We start from the raw sequence: 17842 nt of genomic DNA, 5'->3' as shown, positions 1-17842 counted from the left end.
CGTGCGCTGCGGTACGAGGCACCCGGGTCGTAGGTCACGCCCACCGAGAATCCGCTGGATTTACTCGACTGGCTGGATTGCGACTCGACCGTGTCCTGGCGTGCCAGCAGGGCGATGTCCTTGGCTGCCAGCGTCAGGTCCTTGCCCGCGCCGATGTCCGAGGCGGCAATGGTCAGTTGGTTGCCCGCGCTGATGACGAGATTGCCATCGGTTGAGCCAACGGATGAGGCAACTTGGGTGACCGAGCGTGTGGACTGCTGGCTGTCGCTACTGGACTTCGAATAGCCGACGCTTGCCACGCCACCGCCAGAACTGCCGGTCAAACCGGACTTCTTCTGGCGAACGCTGTGCGCTTCGCTGCTGGTGTCCTGCGCGGATTCGATGGTGACATTGTTGCCTGCAGCCAGACGCACGTTGTCCTGCGCGAGCACTGTCGAACCCACCACGGCAAGGTCGTTGCCGGCCACCATGTTGACGGACTTGCCGCTCAGCGATGAACCGACGGCAAAACTGTCGTGCCATTCGTCGTGGGTGGTGGTCTTTTCGTTGGAGAAGGTGCTCTTCTTGCGCGTTTCCTTATCCACCACCGCATCATGCTGCTCCTGCGTGGCGATTAGCTTGATGTCGTTGCCGGCCGCAAGCGCGATGCCGCCGGTCTGACTGGCCGCTGCGGTGGAGGCCAGGGTGAGGTCGCGGCCGGCCTGCATGACGAGATCGCCGCCGGCACCGAGCTGGGTGCCGCGCACGGTTTCGTCGTAGGTCGAGGTGGCCAGCGAGTTGCTCTTGGTGACCGTGCTGCGATCGCGCGAGCTGCTGTCCACGGCCGCGACGCTGTTGATGTCGCGCCCGGCCTGCAGAGCCAGGGTCTTGCCTGCACCGACTTGCGCTGCGGTCAGAGTGAGATCGTTACCGGCGGCCAGCACCACGCTGCCCGCGCCCTGCACGGTGGTGCCGAGGTGGGTGGTCTCGCTGCTGCGCTGGAAGTTACGGCCGTTGGCGGTGGTGTCGGTGGTGTTGGAGAGCGTCTGCGTGCTGAGGTTGAGGTTGTTGCCTGCAATCAGTTGGGTGACGCCGTCGGTGCCGGCGTTGCGCAGTTGCGCCGCCTGCAGGTTGACGTCTCCGCCAGCCACCACCGACAACACGCCGTTGCCGTTGGTGCCGGTGACATACAGGCCGGCCACGCGCTCGAGCTGGGTGGTGCTGTACTGGTGGTAGCCGCCGCCGCTGAGTGTTTCCACGGTGGAGGCAACGGTGATGTCGCCGACCGCCTGCACGCTCAGCGCATCCACTGCACTGACGCTGGCGCCTTCGATACGGATGTCGCTGGCCGAGCGCAGCCCCACCTGGTTGCCGCTGATGCTGCCGCCCAGGTGTTCGATGCGGCCGGCATCGATGGACACCAGCTGACGGCCGGCGATGGTGCCGGTGTTTTTCAGGCCACCGGCCAGGGTGACGTCGACGTTGGCACCGGCTAGCAGTGCGCCGCCGGCGTCCAGGTCGCCGGGTCGCAACCGCAGGTACACCTGCGGTACGAGGGCGGTGGTGGTGCTGCCATCGGGCAGGGTGACGGTCCGCTCCACCAGCCAGACGATGTCGCTGGTGAGCTGGGCCATCTGCGCGTCGGTCAGTGCTACGCCCGGACGCAGGTTCCAGGCCTTGCCGACGGTGGCGCCGGCATCCAGCAATGCCTGGTACTGGGCTTCGTCGCTCTTGTAGCCTTCCAGGAAACGCCGGCCAGTGAGTTGGCCGATCTGCTCGCGCACCAGCTTTTGTTCGTAGAAGCCATCGCCCAGGCGCTTTTGCACCGCATCGGCGGAATACCCCATCTGATTGAGCAGATAGTCCGAGCCCAGCCAGCTGCGGTAATCGGCGAACTGCGGGTCGGTTTCGACCAGATAGTTGCCGCTGGCGGGCCTGAGCGTGAACAGGCTGCCGCTGGGTGCGCGGGTATCGGGCGTGCCCATTGCGATACGGTCCGGCGAGCCGCCGGCCGCATCGACCACACGTGCGCCCGTCACCGGGCCGCTGCTCCCGACGCCGCCGACGTTGCCGGCGCCGCTCTGTCCTGCGGTCTGCGTTGCCGCCGCCAGCGCGCGGTCGGCGGCATTTGTCGCCACGCCACCCGGGCCGGCAATGCCACCCATGCCGGTGCCGGTGGGCGCTGCTTGCGACCCGCGAATATTGAGGTTGGCAACCGCTGCGCCATCGCGCACGTTTGGCGCGTCGCGACCCTGGTTGAGGTTGCTTACATCGCCGACATCGATGCTCAGCGTGCCGCCGCTGGTGAGCTGGCTCCCGATCTGGCCAATCTGCTCGGAGATGGAGGGATTGCTCCAGCTCCGGGTGGTGCCGTTGTAGGCGGTGGTGACGTTGCTGAAGCTATGTGTGCGGAACAGGGTGTAAGCGAGGTTGGTGATACTGGCGGTATGCGTCAGCCCGGTGATCGCCAGATCGCCGCCAGCGGCGATGCGTGCGTATTCGTTGCGTAACGCATCGGTGCCGATCCGCAGGGTGCCGCCGGCCTGGATGACCGCCTCTGGTCCTGCACCCGGCTGCAATACATCTTCGACCACGGTACGGGTGGCCATGCGATAACGCTCGTTGTCATTGAGCCTGCCGCCACCGGTGCCCTGCGGATTCATCAGGATGTGATCGGGATCGGTATAGGCGAACTGCGCCAATAGCTGCACGCAGTTGGTGGTGCAGGTGCCGTAGGCGTTGGAGTACTGCAAGGTGTCGCTGTTATAGCGAAACGCGGGGGAGCCGGGCTGGATCTGCGACAGCTCGCGGAACGGATCGTCCGCGCCCGCGGTCACCTGGTCCGGATTGACCTGGTTGTCCTGGCGGCCGGTGTAGTAGATGGTCAGCGTGCCCGATTGCGAATTCAGGCGCGATCGCTCGCCCGTGGCTTGATACATGCCGCCGCGTGCGAAGAAATAAGCGCTGGTCTGTGGCGTGACGCGGATGACCGCACGACGCACCTGGTAGCCATCCGGGGTGATGTAGGGGGTGTCCTCTAGGATGTCTTGGGGATTGAGGTAGTACACCTCGGAGGCCGCGTAATTGCTGGTCGAACGAATATTGGACGTATCGTTCTCGCCGTTGTTACGCCAGGTCGGCTGATCCAGGCGCACCGGCGCCAGGGTGGTGGTGGTTTGAGTCACCACCACGTTCTGGCGAATATTGTTGACTATGGTCGCTTGCAGATCGAGATCGCCGGCTACGTCGATCACGGAGCCCAGGTTGTCGATCTGCCGTGCCACGCCGGTGGCCAGGCGATTGCCATCCAGGCTGCCGCCAATGGCGGCATCGCCATCGCTATAGATCAGGCCGCGATCGGTATTGGTCAGTTGACCCACGCCCAGGTCCAGGCGCTCGCGTGCGGCCACCGTGGCCACGCGGGTGACGCCGGCAATGGTTTCGGCACGGTTCTGCAGCAGACCGGCGGCGATTGCGACGTGGTCGCCATACACGCGTCCGGTGCCGACGTTGTCCAGCGTGGCAGCTTCCAGGTGGGTCACCGCACCATCGATCAGCCCGCGATTGACCAGCTGGCCGCCGGTCTTGATGTGCGTGATGCCCTGGCTGCTGATCTCGCCATTGGCGGCGTTGTCGACGTTGCGCGCAGCCAGGTCGAGGTTGCCTGCACGCAGGATGCCTTGATTGGACAAGTCGCCATCGGTCTGGATGGACAGGGTGCCGTTGGCGCTCATCTCGCCGGTATTGGTCAGGCCTTCGCGCAAGCTGAGGGTGAGATTGCTCTGTGACTGCAGTTGCCCGTCGCCGCTGAGGTTGCGTGCGGTCACGCTCTGGTTGCCGTCCGACCGCAGCAGGCCGGCGCTGTTGGCGACTGCATCGGCACGCATGTCCAGGTTGCCGCCAGAGGAAATCTGGCCGCCTGCATTGTTGAGCGATGACGTCAGTTGCAGGTTGCCTGCAGCGTCGGTGATGACTTGTCCTTGGCGGTTATCCAGCGATTGCGCCTGCAGCTGCAACTGCCCGGCCTGCAGACCCAGTGCGCCGGTGCCGCGCGTGTTGCGGTTATCCACAGTGGACGCATGCAAGGTCAGTACGTTGCCTGCAGCGACCAGGCCCGCTTGGTTGTCGAGCGCACCGTTCAAGGTCAGGTCGACGTTCTGCCCCGCCTGCAGTCGGCCGCCGACGTTGTTCATGCTCGCGCTTGTGAGCGCGAAATTGCCTGCGGCGCTCAAGGCCCCAGCGGCGCTGTTATCGACGCTGGCGACCGTCAGGCGTGCATCGCCTTGCGCAAACACCGCACCGCCACGGTTATCCAATGCACCGCCATCTACCTGCAGACGGCCGCTGGCGAGAATGCCGCCATTGCTGCCGGAGCCGGTATTGGTAATCGCTTGGCCATTGGTTTGCAGCAACAAGGCTGCTTGCGACTGCAGTCGACCACCGGCGTTGTTGAGTGCGCCGCTGCGAATCTCCAGCGTGCCGACCTGGCTGCCGATGGTGCCGCCGACGTTGTCCAGCAGTTGCGCCCGCGTATCGACCGCCGCGCTGCCGCCGATGATGTTGCCGGCGCGGTTGGAAAGACCGGCCGCTTCCAGGCGCAGTGCGTTGGTCGCCTGGATGGCGCCGCCGTTGTTGCCGATGGCGTTATCGGTGACGAGCGTGAGATCGGTGCCGGCGACGACGCTGCCGGTCGCGTTATCGAGGGTGCCGGCATCCAGGACGAGTTGAGCTGTACTGGACACCACGCCCTGGCTGCGATTGTCGAGTAGTCCCTCCACGTCCACCCGCAACATGCCGCCGGCTGCGTGCAAGGTACCGGCCTGGTTGTCGATGCTTGCAGCGGCGACGCGCCCATCACCGGCCAGCAGGACCTTGCCCCGCTGGTTGTGCAAGGCCTGGTCGATGTTCAGCGTGGACTGCCCGGTACCTGCGGCCTGCAGAGTCCCCTGGGTATTGATGAGCGTCTGTGCGCCGATTGCCAGCACACCGTTGCCGCCGATGGTGCCGCCAGTGTTGTCGAGCGTGTTGCCAACGCTCAGCCGCAGCTGCTGGTCGCCGCTTGCCGACAGTTGGCCGCCTGCGGTGGTGAGGTTGCCGGTGTCCACTGCAATGGTGCGTGCAGAGGTGGTGGCATTGCGTAGATCGGTGCTCTGGCCGGTCACGTGCAAGCTGCCGTTACTGATCAGCTTGCCCGCGTTGCCGGCAAGTGTCTGTGCATCGATCTGCAGTTGGCCGCTACCTGCGTGCTGGATCGTGCCTCGTGTGTTGTCCAGCAGATCGCTGGTCAGCGACAGGTCGCCATTGCCTGCAACGGTGCCGCCGGCATTGTTCACTACATTGGCGCGGAGAGTGCTCGCCGTGCTGCCACTGGCGACGATGCGTCCGCCGCGGTTGTCCAGGGTCTGTGCCTGCAGCTCCACGCTGTCTGCGCCGATGGCTGCGTCACGGTGATCGATCGCGGTTGCTGCCACCGACAGCGCGCCGCCGGTCACGATGGTGCCCTTGCTGCCGTCCAGTCGTGTGACTGCGATCTCCAGACCACCGGTGCCGGAGTGGCTGAGCGTTCCGTCCTGATTGATCAGCCGATCTGCACCAATGTGCAGGGTGCTGCCGTTGCTGGCAATGCGTCCGTTTGCATTGTCCAGTTGCCCGCTGATGTCGAGACGGCCGCCGGCGCTGCCAGCGGCCACCAGGGTTCCGCCGCGGTTGGACAGTGCCGCTGCCTGCACGGCGAACGCGCCGTTGCCGGCGATAGCGCCGCCATCGTTGTTGAGCGCACCGGTCAGGGTCAGGCGCAACGCATCGGTACCGGTCGCACTCAGCTGGCCGCCTGCGGTGCTGAGGTTGCCGGCATCGACAACGATGCGCTCGGCCTGGGTGGTGCTGCCGGCGCCAAGAGCGAGGTCGCCGCCGTCCAGCTGCAGCGTTCCCAGGCTGAGCAATTTACCGCCTGCGCCCTGGAGCGTATCGGCGTCGACGTTCAAGGTGCCGGTACCGGCGTGTTCGATGGCGCCGCCACGGTTGTCCAGCGTGGACGCACGTGCGGTGAGGTTGCCACTGGCGGCGAGACGGCCGCCCTGGCTGTTGTCCAGCAGATTGCTTGCAGTGACCTGCAATGCAGCGCCATTGGCCGCAACGACCGTGCCGCCGCGATTGATCACGCTGCCAGCTTGCAGCTGCACCGCGCCATTGCCGGAAATCGTTCCGGCGCTGTTGTCCAATGTGCCGCCCACGACCAGGGCGGCCTGTTCGCTGCCTGCCGCCAGGATCGTGCCGCGCTGGTTATCGACGGAGCCTGCAACGATGTTGATGCCTGCATTGCTGGCAAGATTGCCATCGCGATTGTCCAGGCTGTCGCGCACGGTCAGTCGCAGCGCCTGATCGCCCAGCGATGTCAGGCGGCCGCCCGCGGTACTGAGCGTGTCCGCAGCGATGCCAATCTGCTGGGCGGACGTGACGCCCTGCGCAAGATCGATGCGCCCGCCATTGATCGCCAGCCCACCGTTGCTGATCAGGCGTCCTGCGCGGCCCTCGAGTGCGGTGGTATCGATGGTCAGCATGCCGCTACCGGCCTGCTGAATCTGGCCACCCGCGTTGCCCAACGTGCCAGCGCGAAGACGCAGATCGCCATTGCTGGCAATGGTGCCGCCATCGCCGTTGTCGAGGCGGTCGCGTACTTGCAACGTCGCCGGTTGAATGCTGGTCGAGAGCAGCGCGCCACCACGGTTATCGACGCTGGTTGCCTGCAGGTCGAGCTGTGTGGTGCTCACCGTGGCATTGCGATGATCCACCGCACCTGCGCGCCAGGTGAGCGTGCCCGGTGTGGCGATGCTGCCGCCGGCACCGGACCAGTCCTGCGCCGACAATGTCAGACCCTGCGTTCCGGCGTGTTCGATGCGGCCCTGCGCATTGACCACTGCCTGTGCGCTGAGTTGCAGCGCTGCCGCATTACTGGAAATTACACCGCCCTGGTTATCCAGCAGCCCGCGCACCTGCCAGGCGGTCGCCGCACCGCCGGCATGACGCAGTTCACCGCCTCGGTTGCTCAGCGACTGTGTGTCCAGACCGAGTGTATTGGCCACCGTGAGGCGGCCCTGGTCGTTGACCAAGGCGCCAAGCTGCAGATCGGCATCGCCATAGACGGCGAGCGTGCCGGCGCGATTGCTCAGGTCGCCGCGTGCGCTGAGTGCGGACACGCCCAGCCGCCCGCCACTGTTGTCCAGCCCATTTGCAGCCGACAGCGAGACCGAGCCGCCGCCGTTGATGCGGCCACCATCGTTGTCCATCAGGCCGGAGACGGTCAGCGCGCCTGCGGCAAGCGGCACAATGCCAGGCGTCGGCACGCTGACGGGAGGCGGTGTACCGCCGTTTCCACCGTCGGTGCTGCCGTTGTTGCCGTTGCCGCTGTTGCCGCCGTTGTCGCCACCGGTGCCGGGCGTTGCACCGTCGCTTGGCGCGACGGCGGCGATTGCGCCGATGCTGCCATCGGCACGGTTACGCACACTGCCGGCATTCAATGCCAGTGCCTGCACGCCGGTCTGCTCGATGGTGCCGTTCTGGTTACGTAATGCAGCCGCATTGATCTGTAGCCGTTGCGCATTGAGCACGCCACCGCTGTTGTCCAGATCGGCCACTGTGGATGCGCGTAATTCGCGCGTGGCGCTCAGCGTGCCGGCATTGGCGATACCGCCAGTTGAGGTGATGCGCGTGTCTTGCCGCGATTGCAAGGCACCGGTGTTTTCCAGCCGGCCATCCACCGTGACGACCAGTTCGCCGGCTTGCGCGCCGATGTTGCCGGCATTGCGCACGCCGACGCCGCGTTCGTTGCCGACCAGCCAGATCTTGTTGGCAAACATGCCGCCCAGCGCGCCGACGTCCAGTGCGAAGGTGGGCGCCTGACCGGTGGCGGTCTGCGGCGCGATGCGTGCCTGGTCGGCACTGACCACGTTGTTGCCCAGGCTGGCCTGCAGCTGATTTGCCCAGATGCCGGCATTGACCTGCAGCGAGCGGGTAATCAGATCGGTGTAATCCGCGCCGCTGGTGTCCAGGCCCGCACCGCCCACCTGGATAGCGCCGCCGGTCACACGATAGCCTTCCAGCGCCCCGCCGGAGAGGATGGGTGTGCCGGTGGTCAGCGTCACCCGGCTGGCGTTGAGGAACCCGCCACCGTCGACCTGGATGCCGGCTGGATTGGCAATGATCACTTCTGCGCGAGGCCCGGCGACTTCCACGTAGCCATTGAGCCGGCTCGCCGGCCCGTTGACCTCATTGAGAATCACCCTGGCGCTGCCGGTGGCCAACCACGGGTTGCCCTGCACCCAGCCACCCATTTGGGTCTGTGTCTGTCCACGGGCATTGTTGAGGATGGCGCCTTCGCGGCCAACGTCGAACTGCGAATAGCGATTGCGCGACACGCCTGCGGCCGACGGCGTGGTGATGTTGACCATCGGCACGCCATTGGGAGCGGTCAGGACCGTCGGGCGCTCGCCGCCTGGCGCGGCCGGATCGGCCACGATACGGCCAGCCGACTGTGCCTGAGCAAGGTCGATGACACCGACCAAGCCGAGCGCGCACAACATCGCAAACTGCAGTGGCTCCATCGTGAGCCTGTGCGCGCGCGTAGCGGCAACACCCGTGCTGCCACCCGGCGCACGGACCAACTCGGATGCCACTTGCCACACGCGCAGCGCGCGGTTGAAGACCAGACGGTAGACGCGATTCATGTCACTAATCCTTGTGGAATATTTAGTAGCGCCAGGACAGGCTGAAGCCGAACGTGGTGTAGTCGGTTGGGAAGTTCGCGGGTTTTTCCAGCGGGGCGCCGACGAATCCGTCCAGGGAGACGTGTTGCCATCCCCCGCGCAGGCCAAGGCTCATGCCGGCCAGATGGTCGCCGCTCTGAAAGCGCGCGGACTGCCCACCGATGTGGCCGTAATCGGCGCCCAGATACGTTTCTAGCCCGCCACCGAGTGCCAGGCTGAGGTCATTGCGGAGCGACCAGCCACGGTCGCCGCTGAGCGTCAATTCCCCATCGAACCCGCGCACGGTGAAACGCCCGCCGATCGCAAAGCGGTCCTGCGGCGCCAATGGCGTGCGGTTCCACTGCGCGCGCCAGGAGGCGCTGTAACGCAGACGTTGAGAGCCAAGTTGGAACGGCACCGTCAGCTGGGCATCGGCGACGATGAGTTTCATGCGCGAGGTGCCTTCGAGCGGAATCGACGGGTCGAATGCGCGTGCAAGTTCTTCCGGAGCGCGCAATGCATCGAACGCACCGGTGCCGCGTCGATACGCAACGCTTGCGTCCAGGGTGACTTTGCCAAGGAACTGGCGGTGGTTCAGGCCAACTTCCCAGCCGGCGGTGCGCCGCCGTTGCACTTCGATTTCGGTGTCGTCGATAGCGCTGGTGGACTGTCGCCACCAACCGCGCCCATACGCCCCGAACTTGATCGTGGCATTGCGAAATAGCAGGCGATCGATGCGCGCTTCGGCGGTGCGACTGCGCCCGCTGTAATCATAAGTCTCGATCGCGCCGGCCACTGCCTGGCTGTAGTCGTATGCGCTGGCGGTGACGCCAAACAGCCAGTAGTCGTAGGGCACGTCGTAGTGCACCGTCCAGCTATCGGTGTCCTTGCCGGCACCATTGAACACGCCCTTGCCGAGGCTGACGTAGAACAACTCGTTGAGGCCCAGGGGATTGTCGAGCGACAGTGTTCCGTTTGCCTGCAGTTTGCCGGTGGCGTCGCTGCCGGCATCATCCAGGCTCAGGCTGGCGCGCACACGTGAGCGCTGTTGCCACGCAATGGCCAGGTCGCTCTCTCCCGGGCCGGTTCCCTGGCCTTCGGCAGGAGCGATCTGGATGTCGGCAACCACGGTCGGCACACGCTGAAAGTTCTCCAGGCCCTGCTCGATGTCGCGCAGATTGAGCAGATCGCCGCGACGTGCAGGCACAGCATTGGCGATCGCTGCTCGTGCGGATGTCGGGTCGCTGAAGCGGGCGGTATGCACACGCCCGGGGACCAGCGACAACGTCAGGGTGCCGCCGGTGAGATCCTGCGGCGCGGCCAGCACGCGCGTGGTCACATAGCCGCGTGCAATGACCGCGTTCTGTACACGTTTCATTACCAGGTTGATGCCGTCGGTGCCCAGGCAACGACCAATGGCGGGGTCTTGCCGAGGGTTGGCAGCTTTCAATGACCAACGGAATTCATCCGCAGCCTGCCCATCGAGCACGATGCGCTCGATCCGAAAGCACGGCGATTCATTGGTTGGAAGACGCTCGACGCCATCGTCCGGGGCGCGTTCCAGGCGAACATCCGGCCGCGCCTCCTGTTGCTCGCGCAGAACACGCTCGCGCTCCTGCTGCCGTAACAACTCCTGCGCGGCGGGATCGACGATCTGTTGCGCAGGGACCTGGGCTGCCGTGCCCGCAAAAAGCGCAATACACCACGTGGCACGCATGCGTGCCGTTCCTTTCTTGCCTGAATCCATGTGCAGATGACCGCCCGACTCGATAACGACTTACCGACGCTTCCGCGCCGCCCCTAACGATATTTTAATGCAAACGGAAGAGCTTGCCTGTAGGAAAAATCCTGACCTTCTATCGCAGATCGTGATACGAGGAGAAACAAATTTCGCTATTGAAATTAGCGATTTGGCTGCTTTTTTAGTACGTGAATTTTTATCGGAATATTCACTAATTAAATTTATAGACGGAAATATAAAGATTTATTTCTTTAGATCGAACGCGTGAACTCATGAGTTCACGCGACTGCAGGTGAATTGCTTTTGTCGGTTAGATATTCAGGCTGATCCGCTCGAATTTCTAATTGTGTTAGCCATCATTTTTGGTTTCGTTGCATGTGATTTGCTCTTGCTCTGACTTGCATCGGTAGCGGCAGCGCGTTAGCGCTTTACCGCCTCGACTGCATGACCCGGGTTGCCAGCAAGGCCAAGACGACACCCACACAGCATCGACGTGGGTCAAACGTCGCGATGGATGTTGTCGCGCAGATGACACGTCAACCAGTCTGTCTATGTCCCACGCTTTGTCTTGCGCCACCATCAGCGATGCACCCGACCTCTTCCACGGCGCGTTCTCGTGCCGTCTCACCCGCACCGCCGCGCTTGTTTGATTTTCGTCAATTCGACCGACACATGAAATTCGCAGTGGGAGTGTTTGACTGCATGGGTCAAGAATCGTTGCGGAGTTGCGCATGAGTGCAGTCACAGGTAGCAGGGTCGGTCGGGCGTCGCGCTGGCAGGGGTCGGGGCGGCAAGGCGTGATCCAGGCGGGTGTTGGACCGGCGCTTCCTCCGCGAGTCGCTGCGGCGTGGCGACATGACGCGTGCGATATGTCCCCCATCGTCACGGTGCGTTCGCGCGCCGTGGTCTGCTGAGGAGGCGCCATGCGGATCTGTGTTCTCAATGAGGCGTCTTCGTCTGCCGGGCTGGAGCAGCGCTGCAGTGCGGCCCGCGAGGCGGGCTGCGACTACGTGGTGATGGCGGCGCCGTTCGCGCGCGATGCGGAAGGACGGTTGATCGAGCCGGCGGCTGGTGCCGATGCCCACGACCACCTGCGCGAGGCGGCGCAGGCCGCGCACCGCGCGGGCGTGAAGCTGCTGATCGATGTGCGCCTGGATGAAATCGGTGGCGCCAGCGCGGTGGTGCGCGATAACCCGCAGTGGTTTCGTGCACGCAGCACGGCGGTGCCGGACCCGCGCCAGCCGCGGGCCACGCCGGAGGTGGCCGAGGCGCGCTTTGCTTATGCGCAGGAAGGCGCGGCGCTGGTGGAGTGGTGGAGTGCGCGCTTGCTGGAGTGGGCCGGGCAGGGCGTTGGCGGTTTCCGGCTATTGCAGCCGCAACAGGTGCCGGTGCAGCGCTGGCGCGAGTTGATTGCGCGCGTGCATGCGCAGGCGCCGGAGGTGGTGTTTGCGGCGTGGACGCCCGGGTTGGGTCTGGAAGCCTTGCAGCAGTTGTCCGGTGCCGGCTTCGATGCGGCGTTTTCGTCGCTGGCGTGGTGGGACGGGCGCGGCAGCTGGTTCTTCGATGAAGACACTGCGCTGCGTGCGCTGGCATCGCAGGTCATTGCTGTGCTCGATGCGCCCGATGGCAAGCGTGCGGCATCGTCCGAGCAGCACTGGCAGCTGGCGCTGGCCCTGGGTGGCGCCTGGTTGCTGCACGATGCGCAGCTGGATGCCTTGCCACAGTCGATTCGCGCGGCCGATGGGTTGCCGACCAGCAATGCCGGCATGCGGCTGCGCCCGCTGCTCCGCGAATCCACCGGCCTGACCGCGGTTGCGGTCGAGCCGTTGGGCGGTTTACCCGCCTTGTTATTGATCAATGGCGATACGCGGCATGTGGTGCCGGTGCCGGCATCGGATCTGTTGCGGCTGCTTGGCGATGCCGAGGCGTTGGTGGCCGAGGATGGCCGCACCTTGTCCGGCGCAACGCTAGACGCACTGGAACCGGGCGAAGTGCGCGTGTACCGCAGCGTGCCGGCACGCCATGTGCTTGCGGTGCCGCGCATGCGGCCGCGTGCGCAGACCGCGGCTGCCTGGCCGCGGGTGTGCATCGAATCGGTGACGCCCTCGGTCGATAACGGCCGTTTCCCGGTCAAGCGCACGGTGGGCGACCGCATCTGTGTGGAAGCCGATGCCTTCTGCGACGGGCACGACCGCATCGCGGTGGCGGTGCTGTGGCGGCCGGCCGATGCCAAGACCTGGTCCAGCGCGCCGATGCGTGCGCTGGGCAACGACCGGTGGCGCGCGGAGTTTCCGCTGGAGCGCATCGGTACCTATGAATTCCGTGTGGAGGGCTGGCGCGATGTCTTCGCCACCTTGCATGCGGATCTGGAAAAGAAGCGCGCGGCCAACACGGTGTTGCCGGTAGACGTGCAGGAGGCGGTGGCCGTGGTGCAGGCTGCGCATGCACGTAGCACCGGTGCGTTGGCCGAGCGTTTGCAGGCCCTGCTCACCCGCATCGGTGCGCAGAGCGAACCGCTGCAACAGCTCGCCATCGTGTTGGAGCCGGACACCGCGCAGGCGATGGCGCTGGCCGACGACAAGCCGTTCCGCTCCGAGACACCGGTGACCTACCGGGTGGAATCGGAACGTCGCGCGGCGCACTTTGCCAGCTGGTACGAGCTGTTCCCGCGTTCGCAAAGCGGCGATGTGGCGCGGCACGGCACCTTCGACGACGTGATCGAACGCCTGGCGCATATCCGCGCGATGCACTTCGATGTGCTGTACATGCCGCCGATCCACCCGATTGGTGCGAAGAACCGCAAGGGGCGCAACAACTCGGTCACCGCCGTCGATGGCGAGCCGGGCAGCCCGTACGCGATCGGCGCCACCGACGGTGGCCACACCGAGGTGCATGCCGAGCTCGGTGGGCTGGAGGGCTTCCGTCGCTTGATCCAGGCTGCGCGTGCGCATGGTCTGGAAGTGGCGCTGGATTTTGCGATCCAGTGTGCGCCAGACCATCCGTGGCTGCGCGATCACAAGGACTGGTTCACCTGGCGTGCGGACGGTTCCATCCCGTATGCGGAAAATCCGCCGAAGAAATACCAGGACATTGTCAACGTCGATTTCTACGCCAGCGGCGCGGTGCCGGACTTGTGGAACACGCTGCGCGACGCAGTGCTGTTCTGGGTCAATGAAGGCGTCACGTTGTTTCGGGTGGACAACCCGCACACCAAGCCGTTCCCGTTCTGGGAGTGGTTGATTGCCGATGTGCGCGGCCGTCGCCCCGACGTGGTGTTCCTGTCCGAAGCCTTTACCCGGCCAAAGATGATGTACCGCTTGGCCAAGTGCGGCTTTTCGCAGTCGTACACCTATTTCACCTGGCGCAACCACAAGCACGAACTGCAGGACTATGTGGAAGAGTTGAACGAAGGCGTGCCGCGCGAATGCTTCCGCCCGCATTTCTTCGTCAATACGCCGGACATCAATCCGTTGTTCCTGCAGACCAGCGGGCGCAACGGGCATTTGATCCGCGCTGCATTGGCGACCACCTTGTCGGGCCTGTGGGGCATGTACCAGGGCTTCGAACTGTGCGAGGCAACACCGCTGGCACCGGGCAAGGAAGAGTATCTGGACTCGGAGAAATTCCAGTTGCGTGCATGGCCCGAGCGGGCGCCCGGCGATATCGTCGATGAGATCACCCGCTTCAATCAGCTGCGGCGCATGCACCCGGAACTGCAATCGCATCTGGGCACGCGCTTCTATCAGGCGCATAACGACCAGGTGCTGTATTTCGGCAAGTTCCTGGATGCCGGGTATCTATCGCGCAGCCGCAGCATGGTGCTGGTGGCGATCAACCTGGACCCGCATGCCGGCCAGGAGGCGGATATCGAAATCCCGTTGTGGGAACTGGGCTTACCCGATCACGCCACCGTTGCGGTGGAAGATCTGTGGGACGGGCATCGGTTCGAGTGGCAAGGCAAATACCAGCACATCCGTGTAGAGGCAGCGCGACCGTTCGCGTTATGGCGCATCCGCGCAGGAGAGGTCGCATGAATGCAGTTCCCGCTTTACAGGCCGACGCAGAACAATCGGCGGTGATCGCAGATCAGCTTTGGTACAAGGACGCGATCATCTACCAGGTGCACGTCAAGTCGTTTTTCGACTCCAACGACGATGGCATCGGCGATTTTCCGGGACTGATTTCCAAGCTGGATTACATCGCCGAACTTGGCGTGGACACCATCTGGTTGCTGCCGTTCTACCCCAGCCCGCGCCGCGACGACGGTTACGACATCGCCGAGTATATGGCGGTGCATCCGGACTACGGCACCATCGCTGACTTCGAACAGCTGGTGGCGCAGGCGCATGCGCGCGGCATCCGTGTGGTCACCGAGCTGGTGATCAACCACACCTCCGATCAGCATGCGTGGTTCCAGCGTGCACGCAACGCGCCGGCCGGCTCGCCGGAGCGCGACTTCTACGTCTGGTCGGACACCGATCAGGAATACGAAGGCACGCGCATCATTTTTTGCGACACCGAAAAGTCCAACTGGACCTGGGACCCGGTGGCCGGCCAGTATTTCTGGCATCGGTTCTACTCGCATCAGCCGGACCTGAATTTCGACAACCCCGCCGTGCTGGAAGCGGTGCTGGAAGTGATGCGCTTCTGGCTGGACCGCGGTGTGGATGGCCTGCGTCTGGACGCAGTGCCGTACCTGATCGAGCGCTCCGGTACCTCCAACGAAAATCTCCCCGAGACCCACGCCATCCTGCGCAAGATCCGCGCCACCCTGGATGCCGAATACCCGGACCGCATGCTGCTGGCCGAAGCCAATATGTGGCCGGAAGACACCCAGCAATACTTCGGCCAGAACGCCGACGAATGCCATATGGCGTTCCACTTCCCGCTGATGCCGCGCATGTACATGGCAATCGCGCGCGAAGACCGCTTTCCCATCACCGACATCATGCGGCAGACCCCGGAGATTCCGGAGAGCTGCCAGTGGGCGATCTTCCTGCGCAACCACGATGAGTTGACGCTGGAAATGGTCACCGATTCGGAGCGCGATTATCTGTGGCAAACCTACGCCTCGGACCGTCGCGCACGCATCAATCTTGGCATCCGTCGCCGCCTGGCGCCGCTGCTTGAGCGCGACCGCCGCCGTATCGAATTGATGACCTCCTTGTTGCTGACCATGCCGGGCACGCCGGTGCTGTATTACGGCGATGAGATCGGCATGGGCGACAACATCCATCTGGGCGACCGCGATGGTGTGCGCACCCCGATGCAGTGGTCGGTCGACCGCAATGGCGGTTTCTCGCGCGCCGACCCGGCACAGCTGGTGCTTCCGCCGGTGATGGACCCGCTGTACGGCTTTCAGGCGGTGAATGTGGAAGCGCAGATCCGCGACCAGCATTCGCTGCTCACCTGGACCCGCCGCATCCTCAGCGTGCGCAAGCGCTACCAGGCGTTCGGCCGTGGCGTGCTGCGCTTTTTGTATCCGGGCAACCGCCGCATGCTGGCGTATCTGCGCTGCTATCAGGACGAAACCGTGCTGTGCGTGGCCAACCTGTCGCACACACTGCAGGCGGTGGAACTGGATCTGTCCGAGTTCGAAGGTCGCGTGCCGGTAGACATCATCGGCGGCGGCAGCTTCCCGCCGATCGGCCGGCTGACCTATCTGCTCACGGTGCCGCCGTTCGGCTTCTACGCGTTTCAGCTGGTCAGCGAAGGCACCTTGCCGGATTGGCATGTGCCCAGCCCGGTACCGTTGCCCGACTACCGCACGCTGGTGCTGCGCAGCGACACCGACGAAAGCAACGCGCTGCTGCCGCATCTGCCCACCCTGGAAGGCGAAATCCTGCCGGCGTGGCTGTCGGCGCGGCGCTGGTTCTCGGCCAAGGATCAGGCGCTGCGCAGCGTGCGCATCTCGCGCCGCACGCCATTGCCGGGCGATGAGCCAATGAGTTTGCTGGAGCTGGACGTGGAGCTGGAAGACGGCCACCACGCGTCCTACATGCTGCCGATCGGCATCGTGTGGGAGCGCGACCAACCCAGCACCCTGGCCGAACAGCTGGCCCTGGCGCGCGTGCGCCAAGGGCGCGAGGTGGGCTATCTCACCGATGCGTTTGCGCTCAAGCCGATGGTGCGCGGGGTGATCGATGCCTTGCGCACCAATGCGACGCTGGATTTCTGCGATGGCGACGATCCTTCGCAGCAAGGCCAGGTGCGCTTTGAAGCGACGCCTGCGCTGGCCAAGCTGGAGATCCCCGCCGATCCGGACATCCGTTGGTTGTCGGCCGAACAGAGCAACAGTTCGCTGGTGGTCGCCGACAAGGCGGTGTTCAAGCTATTGCGGCATGTGGCAATCGGTGCGAATCCGGAAATCGAAATCGGCCGCCGCCTGACCGAGCTGGGCTACGCCAATGCAGCGCCGCTGCTGGGCAGCGTCAGCCGCGTCGACGGGCAGGGCACCATCACTACCATCGCGCTGCTGCAGGGCTTTATCCGCAATCAGGGCGATGCCTGGCGTTGGACGCTGGACCATCTGGCGCGCAGCTTCGACGAATACGCCACCGCGCAAACCGACGAATCGCGCGCCGAGGCCATTGCTGGTTACGACGCGTTTGCGGCCGTGGTCGGCAAGCGCCTGGCCGAGTTGCACGAGGCCTTGTCGCGCGCCACCGACGATGCGGACTTCGCACCGCAGCGGATCGATCTGCCGACGGCCAACGACGTGGTGGCCGGTGTGGCGCGGCAGGTCGAAGAGATGTGGGAGATGGTCAACGCGCGCTTGTCCGGCAGCGAAGATGCAGCCGAGCGCGAAGCACTGGAAGCGGTACTCGCCGAGCGCCCGCAGCTGGACAGCTTGCTGGCCAAGGCGCCGAGCGTGCTGGCCGATTCGCTGCTGACTCGCGTGCATGGCGATTTCCACCTGGGCCAGATCCTGGTGGCCTTCGATGATGTGGTGTTGATCGACTTCGAAGGCGAGCCGGCCAAGCCGCTGGCCGAGCGTCGAGCCAAGGCCAGCCCGTTGCGCGATGTGGCCGGTTTCCTGCGCTCGCTCGATTACGCTAGCGAGGTTTCGGCACGCGGCGAAGAAGGCACCGCCGCACGCGCAGGCGTCGGTGTGGACACGCACCTGGATGAATTCCTGGCGCAATTCCGCCGCCGCTCCACGCAAGCCTTCCTGGACGCTTACCATGCCGTGCTCGACGCCAGCGCCCATCCGTGGATTGCGCCGGCGGCGTTCAACGCAGCCACCTTGCTGTTCCTGGTGGAGAAGGCCTGTTACGAAGTGCGTTACGAAGCGGCCAATCGCCCTGGCTGGTTGATGGTGCCGATTGAAGGCTTGCGCCGCATCCTGCAACGCGCACGCGCCGGTGCAGGAGACACATGA

Annotated in this window: 4 protein-coding genes; 2 read left to right on the top strand and 2 right to left on the bottom strand. The window is 64.7% G+C overall.

Annotation, left to right across the window (positions count from 1 at the left end):
* A partial coding sequence (locus tag ABQZ00_RS20150) for a two-partner secretion domain-containing protein (RefSeq protein ID WP_323538371.1) occupies window positions 1–8702 on the bottom strand: 8702 nt, incomplete at its 3' end.
* 22 nt (window positions 8703–8724) lie between these two features.
* Window positions 8725–10467 (bottom strand): ShlB/FhaC/HecB family hemolysin secretion/activation protein, encoded by a 1743-nt coding sequence (locus ABQZ00_RS20145; RefSeq protein ID WP_323538372.1) that lies wholly within the window; start codon window positions 10465–10467, stop codon window positions 8725–8727.
* A gap of 917 nt (window positions 10468–11384) precedes the next feature.
* On the opposite strand from ABQZ00_RS20145, the gene ABQZ00_RS20140 reads away from it, so the two are divergent.
* Window positions 11385–14495: a maltotransferase domain-containing protein gene (locus ABQZ00_RS20140; RefSeq protein WP_323538373.1), complete on the top strand. Its 3111-nt coding sequence runs from the start codon at window positions 11385–11387 to the stop codon at window positions 14493–14495.
* Window positions 14492–17842, top strand: a complete 3351-nt coding sequence (gene treS / locus ABQZ00_RS20135) for a maltose alpha-D-glucosyltransferase (protein WP_323538374.1) — start codon at window positions 14492–14494, stop codon at window positions 17840–17842. Before ABQZ00_RS20140 ends, treS begins: the two co-directional genes overlap by 4 nt.

The organism is Xanthomonas sp. WHRI 10204 (assembly GCF_040202875.1).
Lineage (GTDB): Bacteria > Pseudomonadota > Gammaproteobacteria > Xanthomonadales > Xanthomonadaceae > Xanthomonas.
The sequence above is the reverse complement of the archived record's forward strand: the minus strand, read 5'-3'. Positions and strand labels throughout refer to the sequence as shown.

Coding starts and splice junctions, on each gene's coding strand:
- treS (WP_323538374.1), top strand. CDS start 14,492: ATGAATGCAGTTCCCGCTTTACAGGCCGACGCAGAACAATCGGCGGTG.
- ABQZ00_RS20145 (WP_323538372.1), bottom strand. CDS start 10,467: ATGGATTCAGGCAAGAAAGGAACGGCACGCATGCGTGCCACGTGGTGT.
- ABQZ00_RS20140 (WP_323538373.1), top strand. CDS start 11,385: ATGCGGATCTGTGTTCTCAATGAGGCGTCTTCGTCTGCCGGGCTGGAG.